The following is a 20048-nucleotide window of genomic DNA, read 5'->3' on the forward strand; positions in this document are numbered from 1 at the left end:
TCTTGTTCATATACATGATCCCTCTATCGCTCGTGTTGTACTGGTTTAGACGGCATCGGCACCGGTTTCACCGGTACGGATGCGGACAACCTGTTCCAGATCGAATACGAAAACCTTGCCGTCGCCGATCTTGCCGGTACGGGCGGCGTTCTCGATTGCCTCGACCACCTGGTCCAGCAGTTCATTGGCGATGGCGATTTCCAGTTTTACCTTGGGCAGGAAGTCCACAACATACTCCGCGCCGCGGTAGAGCTCGGTGTGGCCTTTCTGACGGCCAAACCCTTTGACTTCGGTAACGGTGATGCCCTGCACACCGATGGCAGAAAGTGCTTCACGCACTTCGTCAAGCTTGAACGGCTTGATGATTGCACTGACCAGTTTCATGGCGACTCCTCGATAAATGCCGGATGGCTGCTTGGTTGGAGAGACGGAGTCGTCTATGCACGAACCGTGCCAGAATTAATTTTCCTTTAATTTCAATTGGCTACTTTGTTTTGGTGCATTGCTGGGTCTTGTAGGGGTGGTCTGCACCATTTGCGTAGCCGGGGCTGCGCTGCATTGGTGCATGCCGGCTTTGTGCAGTAGCAGGGGCTTTTTGCTAAACTCAAACCTTACCCTTCATGACAAAGTCAAGGTCACGCCATGCTCAGCCAGAAACTGTTTGATGAGATCAGCAACAAGATCAGCGAAACCATTGCCGCCAGCCCGGCCAAGGATCTGGAGAAGAATATCAAGGCCATGATGGCCGCTACCTTTACGCGCATGGATCTGGTGACGCGCGAAGAATTCGATATCCAGCAAGAGGTATTGGCGCAGACCCGCGCACAGCTGACCGCGATGGAAGCCCGCCTGCAGCAGCTGGAAGCCGCGCTGCACGGTGGCGAGGCTGACGCTGCGGGTGATGCGCCCGCAGCAGCGCAAGACTGATCAAGGCCGATCATGTCGCTTGCCATTTGCCTTAGCCGCGCGCTGGCCGGGGTGCATGCTCCGGAAGTGGCGGTAGAGGTACATCTGGCAAACGGGTTGCCGGCATTCACCCTGGTTGGCCTGCCGGATACTGAAGTCAAGGAAAGCCGCGAGCGGGTACGTGCGGCTTTATTGCAATCCGGATTCGATTTCCCTGCCCGGCGTATCACCGTCAATCTGGCGCCCGCCGATTTGCCCAAGGAGTCCGGCCGCTTCGATCTGCCGATCGCCGTCGCGCTGCTGGCGGCTGCCGGCCAATTGCCGCCCGATGTGCTGACAGGTTATGAACTGGCTGGCGAACTGGCGCTGAATGGCGCGCTACGCCCGGTTCGAGGCGCGCTGGCCATGGTGGCGGCAGCGCGGAATAGTGGCCGTAAATTCATCCTGCCCCGCATTAGTGCGCAAGAGGCGGCCCTGGTGCAGGGCGTTGAAATTCTGGCCGCCGATACCCTGGCCGAGGTTTGTGCTCATCTGGCCGGTTTGACGACCTTGCCTCGTTGCCAGCCGGTTGTCGAGCCGGCGCCGGCAGCCTCGTATCCGGATTTGCTGGATGTGCGCGGGCAGGGGGCGGCCAAGCTGGCGCTGGAAGTGGCAGCTGCCGGCGGGCATAGCCTGTTGCTGCAAGGCCCTCCCGGCACCGGCAAGTCGATGTTGGCCGCACGCTTGCCCGGCTTGCTGCCACCGATGGCGCATAGCGAGGCGCTGGAAAGTGCCGCCGTGCATTCGCTGGCCGGTGGTGGTTTTGTTGCGGCCAACTGGGGGCAGCGTCCCTACCGGCACCCTCACCATACCGCTTCGGCGGTGGCGCTGGTCGGCGGCGGTGTAAAAGTCAGTGCTATTTGCGACTTGGGATTGCTTTCTGCGATCAATGGCCGCTATTTGCGACCAGTGAAATCTCGTGGGGGCTAGATGCCCTACCTTCCCTCTCTCAAGCCGTTTAAGGAAATTGCTGAGCCTGCTAAGCACTACCGTCTCGAATGGTTTGGAGGTGTTTACCCAAATTTTGGCGACCCCTCAAACCCGCTGATCGAATGCTTTTTCACTCCATTTGAGCCCGGATTGCCCGATGCTAATGGGCAGCCAAGCATTAAGCGCGATTTTTCTAGCCAATTTAGGGCAGGCTTGGCAGTCGGATTCTTGCCGACGCTATACCTTGGACAAACTTTTCTCGGTGGTGAGGCAAACCGTGCATTGTCGCGTCCAGATCAGGTTCTGCGTCTAAGGTTTGATCCAGCCGCCTCAGGTGCTGTTTCCGAAACTTCATTGACGAGCATTGAGCCTTGGTTGCGTTTTGAACCGGTGAACCGGAGGTTTGTACAATCTGGAGGGGATGGTCCTACACCGTTGTCTGCTGGCCTTAAGAGGCTGTATGGGGAGATTGTTCTGGAAGGCCGCTCCAAGCCGGCTGCAGTGCTCATACCTGAACTCGAATTGATTCGCTTTTACTATGCGACATCAGAGAAGATGGCCAAGATGATCTTCGAGGGCGATTTTGGCTACGATGGACTGTCTGAAAAAGTCTTCAATATGGTGCATGAAGGCCCTGTCCATGAGCTAGAGTCAGATGTGGTGCGTTTTGTTTACCGGCTCGGTTTTTCCCGTGAGGATGTGCCTGTGTTGGCCCGTATCCTATTTGATGGTGGCTGGGACGCTATGAGTGGTATCCGGCGCCCTGCTAAGCTAGCTGCCGTTGAGCATTTGAACTCCGCAGGGGCCACTTCCATTTCATATCCGCGCACCCTGTTCCCGTTCAAGGGACAGACGACATTAGAAGTGGCAGGGTCATTTTGGAAACTGCCGGGATATCAGCGAGCGTTTCTCGTTCATCGAATTTTGAGTTGTTCCGGCCCATTTCCTTTCCGAGGCATCAGTTACTGCGAAGAGGTCGGTCCTGGTGGCGAGTCTGCTGGCCCGGATGCTCCAACTGCTTTTCCGGGGGGCAGACTACATGCTAGCTCTAATAGCGAAATTGGTCACAGTGTAAGCACAGAGGCTCCTGTATCTGGGACAGAGAAAGCTGTGCTCAATGATGCTTCTCGAACCTTCATAGGTTTGCAAGGGGTTGAGATTGTTCGTGAGAAACTGCGAGCGAATACGCATCAATCTGGCGCGGGCGGATGGCGCTCACAAGACACTATGCCGAACCACAGCACAGGTGATCCCACCTATGCACAAACTACTTCTTCTCGCCTAGGGATCCAAGATAAGAGCCTCCGCCCTTCTCCGGTCACTGCAGACTTAGAGTCATTTCTCAGTGCTCTTGCGGTGCTGGCTACGACCAGACCTGAGTGGAGGCTGAGCACTGTGCAGGTAGGATCTGCAGGTGTACACAGGGAGGATAGCGGACATGCCCGGTTTTCCCTGTTTCCATGCGTGCCTTGTGAGAAGCGTACTACGCAGCTGAGGCAGTTCTCGTTTATGGATGATGACCAATACGTGCGTAGACGGCTAGTTTGCGCCCAGCTTACGGTTGGGGAGGGTCAGTTTGTATATTTGTTGGAGGCCCAGCGGCGACTGCGCCTAAACCCGACGAAAGAGCAGTCTCCATACATGGAAGAGTTGCCCATCGCGTTGATCAGGACTGAAAACTATAGCCGGATTGATGAAGACTTGTTTGACAAGATCTTGGTGCAAACCGTAGTAAAAAAGACATGGCCAACTACATGTGAAGTCGAGGGAGTTGTACGCGACGCCACACTGCACGGCCATGGTGCCAACAGCGTGGAAGACATCAGTGCGAGGATAGTAGCGTTGGTGCTGCGGCACTGTGAGCTGTGACTCGGTGACTCATGTAGGTCTGCTTGATTGGCCTAATGCAGGAGGCAGCAAATCATAGGTTTCCCATCTATCATATAGGAAGGCATTCTGTAGTAGCTGCCGGTTTGATCGGAGGAGAACCAAACCTGGAAATACCGATGCTGATCTTTTTAGACACCGAGTTCACGGACTTCATCGATTGCGAGCTGATCAGCATCGGCATGGTTGGCGAGGACGGCAGGCACGAACTGTACCTGGAGGTGCAGGACTTTGACCGTTCGAAGTGCAACGCCTTCGTCCAGTCCGCCGTTTGGTCGCAGCTTGGCCGCATCGAGGAGGCCATCGTGCGCAAGGTAGAGGTGCAAGCCAGGTTGCGTGCTTGGTTTGCCACGCTCCCGCGCAGCGTGACGATTGCCTGTGATTCACAGCATGATCGGGATCTGCTGGCAAATGCGCTGGAGGGGGAATGGCCGAATAACCTGAGCGGATGGTTCGATCTGCGACCGTTGATTGACACCGGGGTCTTTGACAGGGCTGTGACACAGTACCACACGAAGACACATCCCTGGCACCATGCCTTGCATGATGCGCATGCCCATCGGGCGGGCTGGTTGGCCTGGATGGATCAACGCCGACGTGGAAAATTGGAAGCCTACTAGGCTTTGCACACGAGTGTGCTGAACAGTCAGTAGGGTTAAGTATTCCTCTAACATTCTTAGTCGATGAAACTATGGACAAACCTGTCAAATTCGAGAATCCTCCAATAGTGGAAGTCGTTTGTGGTGTTTTGTTTTCATCGCAATCGACTATCCAGACTGCTCATATTGGTGCGTTCTGGGAGTCGGTCCGAAATGATTTCCCTATTACAGAGGATGCTCCTCCTCTGCTCCCTGTCTTAGAGGAGTCTGGGCCGGTAACTGTTGCTAGTTTCGAGTTAAGCGAATTACCACCCTTGAGGCGAACTTGGATGGCAAGTGAGGATGGCCGTACCTTAATTCAGGTTCAACAAGACCGGTTCTTATTCAACTGGAAACGGATATCAGATGATGATGCTTACCCAAGTTACCAAGTTGTAATTAAGCGCTTTGAAGATTGCTTAGCGCGCTTTGTTGAATTTTGCTCTTCTGTTGGGGTTGGGTCTCTCGCATATCGTCAGTATGAATTGACATACGTAAATCATATCGGTCAAGGAAATGGATTGGATAGGGTCGGGTTGGATGCTCTTTTTGTTGATCATATAAGAAAGGTAGAGGTGGATCGGTTTTTGCCGCCTCCAGATGCAATTGGTTGGACGAGTGTTTATTCATTCCCTAATGATCAAGGGAGATTGCATGTTGCTATGCAGTCCGCGCAAAGTCAGCAGCCATCAATGGAAAAAATAATAAGATTGGATTTAACTGCGCGAGGTATCTCCTCTGACACAACTGAATTGGGAAGGTCCTGCTGGTTTAATATGGCCCATGATTGGATTACTCGCGGCTTTGCCGATATAACAAATCCAATTTTGCATGATGATCACGGCTGGCGGAGAACGTCATGAACGATAGCCCCATAACAGCGTTTTCGCCCTTGCCTGATGCGGTATCAACGACAGCAGATGCAAGCAGTAATTGTCTTATGGGTAATCAGGTGGTGGAGCTAAAGTGGCAGTGGAAGGAAAACAAGTCTAATTCTTACCAAATTGGTAAGCGGGAAAGAATTACCTTAACCGAGCAGTCTCTTCCCGATGTGGCTGTTATGCCAGGCAAAGCTGCAAATCGTGATGCTTTTTTGAGGCATAAAGAGAAAGAGTTGCTACTTGGGCTGATTCAACGCTTTGAAAAAGAAGGCTTCACTAGAACGGTTGGTAATGAGGGAAAGATTACTGTCGATACGGCTAAATCAGCAATGGCGTTCCTAAAGGTTCTTCCTGAAGGTACGGTAATTCCTAAAATTGCCCCAGATGGGGAGGGTGGGCTTGTTGTCGCGTGGGAAGGGCCGCAGACCGTAACCATACTGGTCGTCGATGATTGGCGCTTGCATTTGGTTAGGAATGCTAAGACGAAAGATGCAGAATATTTTGATGATATTTTATTCGATGGAGAAAAGGTACCTGATCCAGTATTAATGGCTATTCCCACACGATAGAGGCTGCCCGTGCCAGACGAAATCGAACATCAAGGTGATGCGCAGGCGTTTTTTGTTGAAGAGATGCCGGGTGGTGATGTTGTGGCTAGGTTGATTGACTTGCCTCGCATGTATACACATGTGGAGCATTTGATTTGGGGGTGTATATTTGAGTTTCCTCAATCGCAGGGCGAATCGGTAGTCTGGAGTAAATATGCACCTATTCCTGACGGGGTCCACAACGTAGGTTGTGGTCGAGAGAGGGAAAAGTGTTTAGTGAAGCCAGATTTTCGCTATGCTGGATATATATCTGCTATTATTCAACGGGTCACGGAAATACGTAACGCGAGAGGGCATGGATTTTTAGTTGTACATGAACCATCTCCTGGGGTTCACCATGCGGAGATTCGGTATTTTTCTAATCCTCAAGCAAATGAGCCAATAAAGAAAGCAGATAAAACCGAATTAAAGGCGTTGCTTCAAGATGTTTTTAGCGACTTAGTCCCACATGCCTGTAGGCAATAGCCAGAAGCTGCTATGCTATTGAGTCGGCGGTTGCTATGCCTGTTGTCATTCCCCATTTTATTGCATGTGCCATCTTCGTTCGGGTCCGCACTCAAAGCGCCACCGTATGGCATATTGACCTGTTTGTTCTATTGCCGTAATCCACTCCTAGGGATGTTTGCCTATTACCTCCAGATTCATTTTGGTTTCTGCATGTTTCCTCGGTTCAGGACTGATTTCTTGCATGGAATCTCATCAGACTCTCGGCTTATCCATAAAACTGTGCCAACAGCTTCGGAGTGCCGACAAGTGGGTTGCCTTCCCCTTGTAACAGGGTAAGTTTTGGCCCAAACACACCACAATTGACGATCCTGCTTACTGATGTTTAGGTTGTAACGGATATGCGTGTATAGGCTAATCCGCGTTGCACGGCCGCGCACTTCTTCGCATGGCTGCACGCGTTTGTTGGCAAAATCGACTATGGCCATATATTGCCCATGCATTGGCCCAAGATTGCGTGTCCAAGCGCCATATGAGAAGTTACCCCGGTCTCCGTTCACCTCACCAACCGACGGCACTAGGTTATTCAAGTCGCCTTCCGCTTGCTGGAATATCTGGTCGGTCTCGGTACAGTCCTTCCGGCGGCCTGCCAACGCTGGCGCTGGTGACCGAACATGTCATCCTGACGATGAGCGACACCATCCAATTGTAATATCGCAGATGTGAGCTAGCATGAACCATAGCGCCTATGCCGTTATCTTGGCGTCAAGTTCGACAAACCATAACCTTCTTGAGGTGATGTCGGTAACGCTCACAATTAGTAGGAGGTGGAATGGCAGACGAACACATCATAGAGTTCCGTGCCGGCGACGGCCACGCGTGCAATCTAATCCACGTAAGCGGGTCTCGCGAGCCAGACCGTGGTCCGGTTCTGCTGGTGCACGGAGCTGGCGTGCGTGCCAACATCTTCCGCCCCCCCAATACCACGAATTTCGTTGACGCCCTGCTCGACCATGGATACGACGTCTGGTTGGAAAACTGGCGTGCCAGCATCGACTTGCCCCCTTGCGAATGGACGCTAGACGACGCTGCGCTATTCGACCATCCCGCAGCGGTACAAAAGGTGCTGGAGCTAACTGGCGCGCGCACACTTAAGGCCGTGGTGCATTGCCAAGGGTCCACCAGCTTCATGCTCTCGGCGGTGGCCGGACTCGTGCCGCAAGTCACCACCATCGTCACCAATGCGGTATCGCTGCATCCGCAGGTTTCGTGGATCTCGCACCAAAAGAGTCGTTACGCAGTGCCCCTTGTAGGACGCATGACTTCCTACCTCAATCCTCAGTGGGGCGACAAAGCCCAGGGCCTGGTGCCTCGTTTGCTGCAGGGCTTGGTCAAGCTGACCCACCACGAGTGTGCCAACGGTGTGTGTCGCTTCTCCAGCTTCACCTATGGCACCGGTTTCCCAGTGTTGTGGCGCCACGAGAACCTGAGTGAACGAACGCACGAGTGGATTCGCCAGGAATTCGCCAACGTGCCCATGACCTTCTTCCGCCAGATGGCGCGCTGTCTGGATGCTGGCCACCTGGTGTCGCATCTGCACGGCTTACCTGCCGACCCAACCGCAGCCCCACCGCGAACTGAGGCGCGCATTGCATTCATCGCCGGCGAGCTGAACGCTTGCTTCAAGTGGCAAAGCCAGCAGGCCAGCTTTGATTGGTTCGAGCACTACCGACCTAACTACCACTCCCTGCATGTGCTTGGTGGCTACGGCCACTTAGATGTGTTCATTGGCAAGAACGCAGAGCGCGACACATTTCCAGTCTTGATTGCTGAACTGGACGCACCATAAGACGGGTGGAGAGAGCGATATGAAAGCAGCGTGTGATCGCAAATACTTTCTCGTGTTCGGCATACTTGCTGTCGCGCTGGCGCTGCCATGGATAGCATGGGAATTGAATCCAGTTGCGATTAGCAATTCCTGGGTGGACACGCTTGTCTATGTCCCCTTATTACTCGGCTCTCCTACACTTTTCCTTGGCTCGCTCGCTGCGATAGTTCTTGGCATCGTGCCAAGGTTCGGCCTTGTGATGCGCCCGGTCGATGCGGCTCTGCTGACGTTTGTAGTCGGAAACTTGGGCGGCTGGCCCTTATGGAGCTATGCGATTAGTGACGGTGACTATGGGGTGGTCATCCCAACCGCTTGCTCTGCTGCTTTTGTAAGCTTCTTAGTCTTCCTTTTGTACCGGCCAGCGGTTTGAAACGGCTGGAAAGCCAACGCTGCCTTGGATCTCAACTACAAGCACAAAGGTAGATCTCCATGGTGATTCCGACGAGACAGATCCGGCTGACTGGGCGCCACGCACTGGTCGACGGGATACCTTTCACGATGCCGATCAATTCTGAACAGTCGCCGGCTCTGATGGCGGTGTTCTCGATCGACGCCGACGCGGCCGCACGGCTACTGCCTGGCGGCGAGGTGCACCCGCTGCGCCTGTGGAAGCGCGCACTGCTGGTGCTGACGGTCATCCACTACAAGATCACCGACATCGGCACCTACATCGAGTATTCGATCGCAATCGCCTGCACCCACGGCCGCAAACCCGCACCACGGCTGCTGCCTGGGCTGCTGATGAAGACCTTCGGCACCGGCCAGTACGTCTGGGACCTGCCGGTGTCCACCGAGGTTTCCGTCAAGGGCGGCAAGGGCATTTGGGGCATGCCCAAGCACCAAGCCAGCCTGGACTTCGTGATCGGTGAGCGCTGGGTCAGCAGCCAGTACGACTTGGACGGCCAGATGATGATGCGCGTGGATGTGCGCAAGCCCGCTTCGGCGTGGCTGCCGGTGAACATGGGTGCGGCCAACTACTGCGCCTTCCGCGGCATGCTGATGAAGTCCTACATCTATTTCCAGGGCAAGCTGGGCTTTTCGCTGTTCAAACCGGGGTCAGCGCGTCTGCTGATCGGCGACCACCCGCGCATGGCGCCACTGAAGATGCTGGATATCGACCCCGACCCAATCGCCGCGGGCTTCTTCCCCTCTACGGCCGGCGTGCTGGACGATTACTTCGAGTGCTGGTTCCTGACCGAACAGCAGGCGCCCACGCAATCCATCCAGGGACTGGAGACGACCTATCCGCTGGGCCAGTCGCAGCAGTGGCTGGCGCCTCCTAACCGCCAGGCCGACTGGGAGAGCGCACCATGAAGAGCCGGCTACTGATGGCCAACCACGTGTTCCTGCTGCTATGCGCCTCCATGTACTTGGGTACGGGCGGTTCGCTGGTGCTGTTCTCCTTCCCGCTGGCGCCGCGGCTGACGCCGGACAACTACTATCTGCAGTTCGTGCCGCAGGTGCAGGCAGCCACCGAGTTCTTCACCACCATGACCAAGCTGATGCTGGCCGCCGCGCTGGTCATGCTGTGGTCTGAGTGGCGCCAGCCCACGCGCTGGGTGCCTATCGTGGTGCTGCTGGGCGTGCTTGTTGCCACCGGGCTCACGCTAAAGTGGATCTTCCCCCTCAACGCGGCCATGGCCGGCCATATCAAGGACGCCGGCGAACTGCACCGCGTGCTGGACGAGTGGATGCAGCTCAACCGCGTCAGGGTGGGCCTGTGGTCCGTGCAATGGGCGGCGTTGGCTTGGTTCTTCGCCCGCTGGGCTTACCGCAGTCGCTATTCGGCCCTGGGGCGATAACATGGATCTGCTGACCTTACAACGCCGTGCCGTCGCCGCCATTGCGGCCATCACCGTGTTGACCGGCGTCGCCCAGATGGCCGCGGGCGAACCGTTGCTAACGCTGATCTCAAACGCCTCCACCTCGCTGGGCGCCCACCTGTTTACCACCGTCGGCATGTTCATGGTGCTGTTTGGCGGGGCCACGCTGCACGCGCAGCGCCGACGGGAGGCACTACCCGTGGTGCTGTTGTGGGGCGGCCTACAGAAACTGCTGGCTGCCGCCCTGGTGGCTTGGGGAGTAGCGCGCGGTGCCTTCGTCTCGCTGGCGTTGGCGGTGGCCGCATTCGATTTTGCCAGCGGGCTGCTGTACTGGAGCCTGCGGCGCAAGGGGGGGTGAGCGATGCAATCGCTGGCACGCATCTTCTTCTGGGGCTATGCGCTGATGCTGGTGGGAATCGGCGCCAGCGGCATGCTGGTGGCAGGCTGGGAACTGCCCACGGTGTTCGCCGTCGACCTGCCGGCCATGGGCGAGCCGCAACGTGCCACACTGCTGAACCAGTACCGCTTTCTGAAGGCGCTGGAACTCGCCTTCGGCCTGTTTTGCCTGGCCTACCGACGCGACATCTTCGGGCAGCCGCGCGCGCTGTGCGTGTTCCTGGCCGGGCTGTCGGCCGGCGTGGCGGCGCGGGCCGGCAGCTGGCTGGCCGACGGCATGCCCCGTCCCATCTACCTGGTCTTCATGGCGCTGGAGTTGGCCACCGGCGTACTGGTGTGGCTGGCCGCGCGCCGAAGGAGCCCGGCATGAATCGCGAAGCCGGTCACCAGCCACCCATCGCGGCGGGCGCCCCCGGGCTGCGCCGTGCTCTCGTGCTAGCCGGCGGTGGCATGCGAGTGGCCTACCAGGCCGGTGCCGTCAAGGCGCTGTTCGACGACGGTCTGCGTTTCAGTCATGCCGACGGCGCGTCCGGCGGCACGCTCAACCTGGCTGCACTGCTGTCCGGCGTGAGCCCGGACGCGCTGTGCGACCGCTGGCGCGCCCTGCCCGTGGCCGACTTCGCCGCCTTGCGGCCCACGCCGGAGTACCTGCACATGGCCAATATGCCGGCCCTGGGCAGCGCGCAAGGCATGGTGCAGAAGATCTACCCGGCGCTGGGGGTCGACCTGGACCGCATCCGCACAGCGACCGGCATCGACGCCAGCTTCAATGTCTGCCGCTTCGACGATAAGACCGTGGTGCCCCTGCCGCACGGCGAGCTGGACCTACCGCGCCTAGTGGCTGCGGCCTCACTGCCGATCTTCCTGCCCGCGGTTCAGGCTGGCGGCAGCACATGGACCGACGCGGTCTGGATCAAAGACGCCAACCTACTGTCCTGCGTTGAGCGCGGCGCGCGAGAGCTGTGGCTGGTCTGGTGCATTGGAAACACACCGCGGTACCGCACCGGTGCTTTCAACCAGTACGTACACATGATCGAGATGAGCGCGCTGGGTGCGTTGAACTGGGAGCTTGCAGCCATCGCCGACATCAACCGGCGCATCGCGGCGGGCGAGACGGTGCACGGCCACCGCGAGCCCATCGTGGTCCACGTGGTCAAGCCCGAGGTACCGCTGCCGCTGGATCCTGATTTCTTCCTCGGGCGCATCGACGCGGCCACGTTGATCGACATGGGCTACCGCGACGCCCGGCGCACCCTGCGCGAAGAGCACCCAGCGGCACTGAACCCCGGGGCGACGGCGATGCGCGAGCCAGGCATCGGCGTGAGCTTCCGCGAAACCATGGCCGGGCCGTTCTGCCTGGGGCAGGCCGATCCACAGGTAGGAGCACGTGGTGCCATGCGGATGGCCATGCACGCCACCATCCACATTGAGGACATCGCGACCTTCGTGGCCGATCCGAGGCACATGGCCGGCTTGACGGGGCACATCGACTTCGAGCCCTGGGGCCGCGCGATCCCCGCGCAGTCCGGCGTGTTCGGACTGTTCAGCCCCAGCGGCGACCCAACGCTGACCTACATGGTCTACGAACTGGGGTTCCGCCACCAGGGCCAGGACTACTACTTGGCCGGCAAGAAGCATGTGAGGCTGGGCGGGCCGTGGCGCTTGTGGGGCGAGACCACCACGCTCTACACGCTGCTGCACAAGGGCTGCGATGCCAGCGGGGAGGTGGTCGGCGCCGGGGTCCTGAGCCTGGGCGCGGCCGATCTGCTGCGGCTACTGCGCACCGTGCATTCCTCCAACGCCCCGGCGGCACGGGCGGGGGCCGCCGCCGTCTGGCGCTTCTTCCGCTTCTTCATGTCCGAACTGGTTCGCACCTACCTGCTGCGCGCGGAGCGCCTCACGCCATGAACCCCAACCCCTCGCCCAACTCGCCCAACTCGCGCATCGAGCTCTACACGCACGAGCGCATGGTCAATTGGCTCGGCCCGATGCAACTGCTGCGGACCGGGCTACGCAGCGCCGTGGCCGTTACGCTGGGCGCCTTCGCTGATCCACGCGAGGTGCAGGCCGCGCTTAAGCCCGTAGCCACCAATCCACCGGTCGAGGTGCCCGCCGACGCCGAGGGCGGCGTCTGGGTCGACTATCTGGCCGACACGGGCGACGGCTGGGATTCGACGTATTCGATGGCCCTGTGCGTGAGCCAGGATGTGCGGCTACGCGAGCCGGCCCTGACGCTGCCGCGCGGCCGTGTGCTGCTACTGGGCGGCGACCAGGTCTACCCGACACCCGCGGACGGCGGCTACCGTACCCGTTTCCTGGACCCGTTCCGCGCCGCGTCGCCGGCGCCGGTACCGGCCAACCTACCCAAAGACCCGGATGAGACCGTGTCCGTACCCGATCCGCGCGTGATCATGGCCATACCCGGCAACCACGACTGGTACGACGGCTTGCGCGGCTTCACCCAGCTGTTTTGCAACGGCAAGCCGGTGGGCGACTGGGAGACGCGCCAGCATACTAGCTACTACGCCTTGCGGCTGCCCGGCGGCTGGTGGGTGTGGGGCCTGGACCTGCAGCTGGAATCCGCGATTGACCGTCCGCAGCTCGAATACTTCGAGCAGATGAAGAAGCTACTTCAGCCCAGCGACCGCGTAGTGATCTGCACGCCCGAGCCCAGTTGGGTGGACGAGGCCGAACGCGTGGCGCGCGAGAAGCAGAAGACGCTGCCGTCCATCGAAACGCAGACTCCACGTTTTCGCAGCCTGCGCGACGTCGAGCAGTTGCTGGGAGACAAACTCGCCGTCGTGTTGGCCGGCGATTCGCACCACTACGCGCGCTACGAGCCCCAGGCTGGCACGGTCGCACCGCAGCGTATCACCTGCGGAGGCGGCGGCGCGTTCTTGAATGGCACACACCAACTGCCGGACCCGCCCAAACCGATTGCGGTGGCGGGGGTGCGCCAGCACTACGCGCTGAAGGGGGTCTATCCGGACAAGCGAACCTCCGAGCGCTTGCGCAACCGCGCATGGCGGCTGCCCACGCGAAACTTCTCGTTCTGCGGGGTGCTGGCCGTGCTCTACCTGCTGTTCGTGTGGATGGTGCAAAGCGCAAGCAAGGTGCCGCATCCCGCGCGGGGCTCCCTTAGCCTGATGGAAAAACTCGCGCAACTGGAGGCAACCTGGGGTCATGTCGGCGAAGCCTGGCACCAGCTGTTCTGGGCGATGGCGCACAGCCCATCCTCGGTGGTGTTCGCGCTGGCCATCGTCGCGGGTTGCGCGGCCCTGTCGGCCAGCGGCGTCAAGCGCGGCACGCGGCTGGCCTTCATGGTCGGCGCCATGCACGGCCTGATGCACCTTGGCCTGGCCGTCGGCCTCCTGTGGCTGATGGGGCGGGTGAACCTCACGTATCTGGGCTTGGGCGCGGACGACCTGCATCAGGTAGCGCTGTTCGGCCTCGAAACCTTGCTGCTGGGCGGCGGCTTCGGCGGGCTGCTGTTCGGCATCTGGATGGTGCTGACCAATGCGCTGTGGGGCCTGCACAGTGAAGAGGTGCTGTCCTCTCAGCGTATCGCCGACCACAAGTGCTTCCTGCGCATGCATTTCACGCCCGCCGGCCTGACCATCTATCCGCTGAAGCTGGATAAGATCTGCCGCCGCTGGTCGCTGGGCCACGATGTGCAGCAGCTGGCGCGCGTGAAGCGTACCTGGCGCCTGCGCGTGGCTGCCGGCGCCGCCGGGCCGCGCTTCGTGTCGGCGGAGGGCCAGGCCTCGCCGCCCGAGTCGCTGCAACTGATCGAACCACCCATCGTCATTCCACGTTGAGGAGCACCCCATGAGCGAACCTGACTTCGACGCGATCATCATCGGCAGTGGGTTCGGAGGCGCCGTGTCGGCCTGCAGGCTGGCGCAGGCGGGCCGCAAGGTGCTGGTGCTGGAACGGGGGCGACGTTGGACACCCCAGACCTATCCCCGCGCCGTGGACGATCCCTGGTTGTGGGACCAGGACAACGCCCATCGCTTTAACGGCTGGGCCGACCTGCGCGCCTTCTCCGACATGTGGGTAGTGGCCGCGGCCGGCGTCGGCGGAGGCTCGCTGATCTACGCCAACGTGTCGGTGGAGGCCAAGCCCGAGGTGTTCCGGCGCGGCTGGCCGCCGGAGATCACCCATGCGGCGCTGCAGCCCTACTACGACGAAGTGGGTCGTATGCTCGCGGTGCGGGAGTTGCCGGACAACCAGCTCACTACGCGCACACTGCTCATGCGGGAGGCCGCCCAGGCCTGCGGCTGGGGCGAACGCTTCCGCAAGCTGCCGCTGGCCGTGAGCTTCGATACCAAGTGGGATCCGGAGCGGCCCGAGCCGCGCGATGACCGTCATTCGCAATCATTCGTCAACGCGCACGGCAGGCGGCAGGGCACCTGCGTGCAATGCGGCAACTGCGACATCGGCTGCCAGGTCTCGGCCAAGAACACACTGGACCTCAACTACCTGGCGGTGGCCGAAGCCCATGGCGCCGAGATTCGCCCGCTGCACCTAGTGCACAAGTTGGAGCCGTTGGCGCAGGGCTGGAGGGTGCACTTCGACATCCTCGAACCCGATGGCCACCGACGTGTGCCAGGCTCGCTCAGCGCCGCCAAGGTGCTGCTAGGTGCCGGCTCGATCGGTAGCACCGAGTTGCTGCTACGCTGCCGTGACGAGCATGGCACGCTGCCCGGCCTGTCGGCGCGCCTGGGCCACGGCTGGGCCCACAACGGCGACTTCGTGACCCCCGCGTTCTACGACAAGCGCACAGTATCGCCCTCGCACGGCGTGACCATCTCGGCGGCCATCGACCTGCTGGACTACAGCGGCCCTGACGGCCTGGGTCTGTTCGTCGAGGACGGCGGCGTGCCCAACCTTGCCGGGAACTTCGTGCGGCGCCGCCTTGCCAAGCTGCCGTGCGGCAAGCTGCGCAGCTTCTGGCGCGAACTAAGGGGACTGGTGGACGACGGAGACCCGCTGGAGAACATGATGCCTTGGTTTGGCCAGGCGCTGGAGCCGGCCGACGGCCGCTTGCTGCTGGGCCGCAAGTGGTACGCGCCCTGGCGGCGTACGCTGCGCATGGAGTGGTCTTATCGGCGTTCGGAACCCGTCATGGAATCCATGATCGCCGCCCACAAGCTGCTGTCGCAAAAGACAGGGGGCAAGCCCATGGTCCCACCAACCTGGACACTGCTACGCAATCTGGTGACACCGCACCCACTGGGCGGCTGCAACATGGGCCTAACGCCTGCCGACGGAGTAGTTGACGCCCAGGGGCGCGTGTTCGGCTATGAGGGCTTGTACGTGATGGATGGCGCCATCGTGCCGCGCGCGCTTGGCCTCAATCCCTCGCGCACGATCGCAGCGCTAGCGGAGCGGAACGTGGACCTGCTGCTGCGCGCAGAAGACGGCCGAGGCACCGGCATCGTCGGGGCACTACCCTGCGATCCTGACCATGCTGCAGCTCAAGGCCTCCAGCATGGCTGATGCGAGTCATCCATGAACGTAGCCTTTTGTTGATATAGGGGTTTCGTGTCCTGAGATACAGGGGCAAATCCAGTAACCGTCAAACGACATCCCAAATGACATGGTGATCTTGTAGAATGTTCTCATTCTGGAAATTGAACAGCGCATGCGTTCCCGCATGCAGATTGAGAGCCCATGCACATTTCCAAGCTCAGTTTGGTCAACTATCGTAACTTCGCGAATGCCAAGTTGCTCTTTCACAAGGGCATCAATACGATCATCGGTGAAAACGGTTCAGGCAAAACTAACCTTTTCCGTGCGATGAGGTTGCTGCTGGATGACAATATGCTGCGGTCAGCATACCGCTTGGACGAAACAGACTTTCACCGTGGACTCAATTCATGGAAAGGACACTGGATCGTCATCAGTCTTGAGTTCCAGGATGTCTCGCATGATGAAGCGATACAGTCATTGTTTCTGCATGGTACGGGGAATCTTGCCGAGATCCCGTTCAATAGGGCTACCTATAACTTAATCTTCAGGCCCAAGCTAGATATCCGCACCAGACTGTCAAAACTGGCGAACGGTGACCACGCCGGGCTGGCAGAAATTCTGGATCCGCTTACCATCGAGAATTACGAGACGGTCTTCACAGGTAGAAGCACCGCTGATTTTAATGACCCGACGTTCTACAAGGCCGTGGTAGGTGATTTCGAGAACGCCATCTTCAACAAGGAAGTTGAATTTCCAGAGATCGGTGCACGGATTCCTGGGCAGCTCTCGATTGCAAATGAGATTTGTTTCACGTTCATACAGGCACTCCGTGACGTTGTGGCGGAGTTCCATAACAACAGAACAAACCCGCTACTAACCCTCCTAAAGAGCAAGAGTGGAGAGATTGATCCGGCATACTTTGCCCCGATCACCGAGAAGGTTAAAGACCTGAACGACTCCATTGAGGGATTAAAGGATGTCCAGACCGTCCGCGCCGACATCGCGAAAACGATCAAGGATGCCGCTGGAGAAGCCTATTCACCATCATCGTTGTCGATCAAATCAGACTTATCGGATGAAGCAGATAAGCTGTTCCAGTCTCTTAAATTGTTCGTCGGGGAGTCCGGTGAGTCTTATGAAGGGGGAATTGGTGAGCTGAGCTTGGGTGGCGCCAACCTTATCTTTCTTACTTTGAAGCTACTCGAGTTCAAGTACCAAAAGGCCAAGCAATCGTTCGCCAACTTCCTCTTGATTGAAGAACCTGAAGCGCACATTCACACGCACATTCAAAAAACGCTTTTTGACCGACTGAATTACGACGATACACAGATCATCTATTCGACACACTCAGCACATATCTCCGAGGTTAGCAATGTTCAGCATATGAACATTCTTGGCCGAGAAAGAGGACGGTGTGAAGCTTACCAACCAACGACGGGCATGGACCCGGTGCAGATTGGCAGCATCCAGCGTTACCTCGATGCTGTTCGTAGCAATCTTCTCTTTGCCAAGAGCGTGATGTTGGTTGAAGGTGATGCAGAGGAGCTTCTGATCCCCATTTTGATCAAGAAGGTTCTCGGCGTAAGTCTGGATGAACTTGGCGTCAGTCTTATCAATATTCGAAGCACAGGCTTTCAGAACGTTGCGAGGCTGTTTCACGACGACCGTATCCGTAAGAAGTGCGCGATAGTCACGGATCTCGACACGTCAATCATCAATGTAACCCCTGAGCCAGATGACGATGAAACACTCGCCAAGTTTAAGAAGAAGTGCGCCGGTTCGCAGGCCTCTGGAATAGCTCGAAAAATAATACTCGACGCCTTCACTAATGGGAATCCGTGGGTGTCTAGCTTCTTTGCACCCCACACTTTCGAAGTCGATTTCGTTGCCTGCGGGAATGTGGACAAAGTAGTCAGCGTATTGCCCGATGTCTACACCGATGCCAAAACGATCGAGTTGGCAAAAGAGCAGCTTATGTCGACGTACTTGGCGCAATACGGCCGACGTGTATTGACCATGGCCACCCAAGAGGGAAAAGGGTGGTTCGCCATACTGATTGGAAAAACCGTTGACCATCAAACAGTCATTCCGAAGTACATCCTTGATGCCCTCGCGTTCGTCAACCCAACTCTAACTAGAGAGGTTTGGTACAACGTATTGCTCTATCGCCTGCGCCAGATGTGGGCAAACGGATTTACCGATAAGGGCGTTATGGAGGCATTCTTCGCTCAGATGAAAATTTACAGATCTGGCGAGATCAGCTTCGCCGACATTCGCGACGAGATGTTTAAGGTATTTCCCGAGGATCGGATTAACGACGTACTCCAGGTCTTCTAGCCATGTTTACTTGGAAAGAGGGCGACCTGAATTTAGAGCAAGAAACGGCTATAAAACATCCGGGTAACGTATTTCTCATCGCATGTCCTGGCAGTGGTAAGACACGCGCGTTGACCTACAAGATCGCCTATGAACTTTCTCAGCTAGAGTCAGACAAGCAGTTTGTCGTAGCCATCACATACACCAATCGTGCGGCTGACGAGATACATGAACGCATTGAAAGCTTAGGAGTAGACAGCTCACAACTTTGGATCGGAACCATTCACTCGTTTTGCCTGGAGTGGATTCTGAAACCGTATGGTATCTATCACCAAGCACTGCATCGGGGATTTCGTGTCATTGATAGTCATGAGCGCGAGAAACTACTGGAACGACTGTGTGAGCCATACAAGGCCCAGAGAATCTCGGTATGGGACTGTGATTTCTATTTCAAACTTGACGGCTACGTACTTTCTTGTTCCGACCAACGGAAGCATGAGGGCCTGCATAAAATCCTGAAGCAATATTTCACGATCCTAGTTGAGAACCGTCAGATCGACTTCGAGTTAATACTGTTCTACGCTTTTCAGCTCATCGCGACATATCCGTCCATTGCCCGAATTTTGTCTCAGATTTTTGCCTTCATCCTTGTGGATGAATACCAAGATACCAAGGAAATTCAGTACAACATTATTGCCACCATACTCAAGGCTGGCGCCGCTGCTACAAAAACATTCATCGTAGGTGACCCAAACCAAGCAATCTATCAATCCTTAGGTGGCTATCCCATTCCTCATGCGGATTTCGAGACGATGGCCGGGATGCCGCTGGAGCAACTTGAGTTGACGAAGAACTATAGGTCATCTGAGAAGATCATTGCCTACTTTGCCAACTACAAGGTCCACGCAACTACTATTAAGCCCGCATCTGACGGCAAGGCCTATCCCAGTCTGATTTCATTTGATGATAGTGTCACGAAGGATGGCTTATTGGACGAGTTGGTCCGGCTAATTCGCCTTAACGTCGAAACGTTGGGTGTCTTGCCTCATGAGGTCTGCGTCTTAGCGCCACAGTGGGTCCACTTGGCGGGGATGACGAGACGACTCGTGGAGCGCATGCCGGAGTACTCCTTTGATGGGCCGGGGATGGTGCCGTTCGCGCGGGATATGGACAATTTCTGGTACAAACTTTCGAAGATCGCACTTACACAAGCGTCTCCAGGTATGTACGTGAGACGTTTGAGGTGGGCTGGCGAACTGCTAAAAGATCTCGCCGCAGCTGGCATCGATACATCTTCGATAACCAAGAAGTCTTTGCTGCGGCAATGTAATGCTCTCGAAATTACTGAGCAAGATGGGCTGGCTTATCTATACGCATTCTTTGATAGCCTCTTTGTGCACTTGGGAATCGATTTTCGTCAGCATGCTGTGCTAGAGGAGCATCACACTGCATTTTTTAGCAGTTCACAAGCCAGAATCGATCGCCTTAAAAAGGAAGGGGCTGAGTTTATCGGTGACATTGCAACGTTCCGTAAGGTCTTTCATTCCCGCACGGGAATCACCGTTTCGACCATCCATGGTGTGAAAGGGGCTGAGTTCGACACAGTGATTGCATATGCACTCCTGGAAGGCATGGTACCGCACTTCAGTGACGTTAACGGACAAGAGAATGCTAAGAAGATGCTCTATGTACTTGGCTCCCGTGCCCGAAAAAATCTGCACCTGATTTCAGAGCAGCAGCGGTTTAATGGAATCGGCAGGGAGTACCAACCTACTCAGCAGCTTGCCGATTGTCTATTTGCATACGACCCTCTCTGA

General features: G+C 57.4%; 19 protein-coding genes and 1 pseudogene. 18 read left to right on the forward strand and 2 right to left on the reverse strand.

Translation table 11 applies throughout. The features are described 5' to 3' along the window. Nucleotides 1-45 precede the first annotated feature (45 nt). Complete coding sequence (gene glnK, locus HU218_RS10455; protein WP_174874891.1) at nt 46-384, reverse strand: P-II family nitrogen regulator; 339 nt, start codon at nt 382-384, stop codon at nt 46-48. Nucleotides 385-642: 258 nt separating this feature from the next. Here glnK and HU218_RS10460 point away from each other — a divergent pair, with 258 nt between their 5' ends. The 7 genes and pseudogenes from HU218_RS10460 (at nt 643) to HU218_RS10490 (ending at nt 6354) form a co-directional block, all read left to right on the forward strand. Further along, a complete protein-coding gene (locus tag HU218_RS10460) occupies nt 643-927 on the forward strand; it encodes an accessory factor UbiK family protein (RefSeq protein WP_174874892.1) in 285 nt (94 codons plus the stop codon). Between the two features lie 12 nt (nt 928-939). Beyond that, nucleotides 940-1788 (forward strand): annotated as a pseudogene (locus HU218_RS10465) (YifB family Mg chelatase-like AAA ATPase); the annotation flags it as partial. An 87-nt stretch (nt 1789-1875) separates the two neighbouring features. Beyond that, nucleotides 1876-3744, forward strand: coding sequence for a hypothetical protein (locus tag HU218_RS10470; protein ID WP_174874893.1), 1869 nt, complete (start codon nt 1876-1878; stop codon nt 3742-3744). A gap of 137 nt (nt 3745-3881) precedes the next feature. Beyond that, nucleotides 3882-4382 (forward strand): 3'-5' exoribonuclease, encoded by a 501-nt coding sequence (locus tag HU218_RS10475; protein ID WP_174874894.1) that lies wholly within the window; start codon nt 3882-3884, stop codon nt 4380-4382. Between the two features lie 71 nt (nt 4383-4453). Beyond that, complete coding sequence (locus HU218_RS10480) at nt 4454-5263, forward strand: TIGR04255 family protein (RefSeq protein WP_174874895.1); 810 nt, start codon at nt 4454-4456, stop codon at nt 5261-5263. Continuing rightward, nucleotides 5260-5850, forward strand: a complete 591-nt coding sequence (locus HU218_RS10485) for a hypothetical protein (RefSeq protein ID WP_174874896.1) — start codon at nt 5260-5262, stop codon at nt 5848-5850. The genes HU218_RS10480 and HU218_RS10485 overlap by 4 nt, the downstream gene beginning before the upstream one ends. A 9-nt stretch (nt 5851-5859) precedes the next feature. Further along, nucleotides 5860-6354, forward strand: a complete 495-nt coding sequence (locus HU218_RS10490) for a hypothetical protein (protein ID WP_174874897.1) — start codon at nt 5860-5862, stop codon at nt 6352-6354. Nucleotides 6355-6530: 176 nt separating this feature from the next. On the opposite strand, the gene HU218_RS17060 is transcribed toward HU218_RS10490, so the two are convergent. Continuing rightward, the gene (locus HU218_RS17060) at nt 6531-6911 is read right to left on the reverse strand and encodes an endonuclease (RefSeq protein ID WP_343033029.1); all 381 of its coding nucleotides are present in this window, start codon (nt 6909-6911) and stop codon (nt 6531-6533) included. Nucleotides 6912-7165: 254 nt separating this feature from the next. Here HU218_RS17060 and HU218_RS10500 point away from each other — a divergent pair, with 254 nt between their 5' ends. The 11 genes from HU218_RS10500 (at nt 7166) to HU218_RS10550 (ending at nt 20048) form a co-directional block, all read left to right on the forward strand. Then, entirely contained in the window at nt 7166-8182 is a 1017-nt protein-coding gene (locus HU218_RS10500; protein WP_174874898.1) for a lipase family protein, read from the forward strand. A gap of 19 nt (nt 8183-8201) precedes the next feature. Beyond that, nucleotides 8202-8591 carry a hypothetical protein gene (locus HU218_RS10505; RefSeq protein WP_174874899.1) on the forward strand — a complete coding sequence of 130 codons (390 nt, stop codon included), beginning with the start codon at nt 8202-8204 and terminating at the stop codon, nt 8589-8591. A 128-nt stretch (nt 8592-8719) separates the two neighbouring features. After that, the gene (locus HU218_RS10510) at nt 8720-9535 is read left to right on the forward strand and encodes an acetoacetate decarboxylase family protein (protein WP_217450791.1); all 816 of its coding nucleotides are present in this window, start codon (nt 8720-8722) and stop codon (nt 9533-9535) included. Beyond that, on the forward strand, nt 9532-10023 hold the full coding sequence (locus HU218_RS10515; RefSeq protein ID WP_174874901.1) for a hypothetical protein: 492 nt from the start codon (nt 9532-9534) through the stop codon (nt 10021-10023). The genes HU218_RS10510 and HU218_RS10515 overlap by 4 nt, the downstream gene beginning before the upstream one ends. A 1-nt stretch (nt 10024) precedes the next feature. Continuing rightward, nucleotides 10025-10402, forward strand: a complete 378-nt coding sequence (locus HU218_RS10520) for a hypothetical protein (RefSeq protein WP_174874902.1) — start codon at nt 10025-10027, stop codon at nt 10400-10402. A 3-nt stretch (nt 10403-10405) separates the two neighbouring features. Then, nucleotides 10406-10810: a DUF4345 domain-containing protein gene (locus tag HU218_RS10525; protein ID WP_174874903.1), complete on the forward strand. Its 405-nt coding sequence runs from the start codon at nt 10406-10408 to the stop codon at nt 10808-10810. Continuing rightward, entirely contained in the window at nt 10807-12348 is a 1542-nt protein-coding gene (locus tag HU218_RS10530; RefSeq protein WP_174874904.1) for a patatin-like phospholipase family protein, read from the forward strand. The genes HU218_RS10525 and HU218_RS10530 overlap by 4 nt, the downstream gene beginning before the upstream one ends. Further along, a complete protein-coding gene (locus HU218_RS10535; RefSeq protein WP_217450792.1) occupies nt 12345-14258 on the forward strand; it encodes a metallophosphoesterase in 1914 nt (637 codons plus the stop codon). Before HU218_RS10530 ends, HU218_RS10535 begins: the two co-directional genes overlap by 4 nt. Before the next feature lie 10 nt (nt 14259-14268). After that, nucleotides 14269-15942 carry a GMC oxidoreductase gene (locus HU218_RS10540; RefSeq protein ID WP_174874905.1) on the forward strand — a complete coding sequence of 558 codons (1674 nt, stop codon included), beginning with the start codon at nt 14269-14271 and terminating at the stop codon, nt 15940-15942. 174 nt (nt 15943-16116) lie between these two features. Further along, on the forward strand, nt 16117-18252 hold the full coding sequence (locus tag HU218_RS10545; protein WP_174874906.1) for an ATP-dependent nuclease: 2136 nt from the start codon (nt 16117-16119) through the stop codon (nt 18250-18252). A gap of 2 nt (nt 18253-18254) precedes the next feature. Then, nucleotides 18255-20048 (forward strand): UvrD-helicase domain-containing protein, encoded by a 1794-nt coding sequence (locus HU218_RS10550; protein ID WP_174874907.1) that lies wholly within the window; start codon nt 18255-18257, stop codon nt 20046-20048.

Source organism: Vogesella oryzae (assembly GCF_902829295.1).
GTDB lineage: Bacteria > Pseudomonadota > Gammaproteobacteria > Burkholderiales > Chromobacteriaceae > Vogesella > Vogesella oryzae.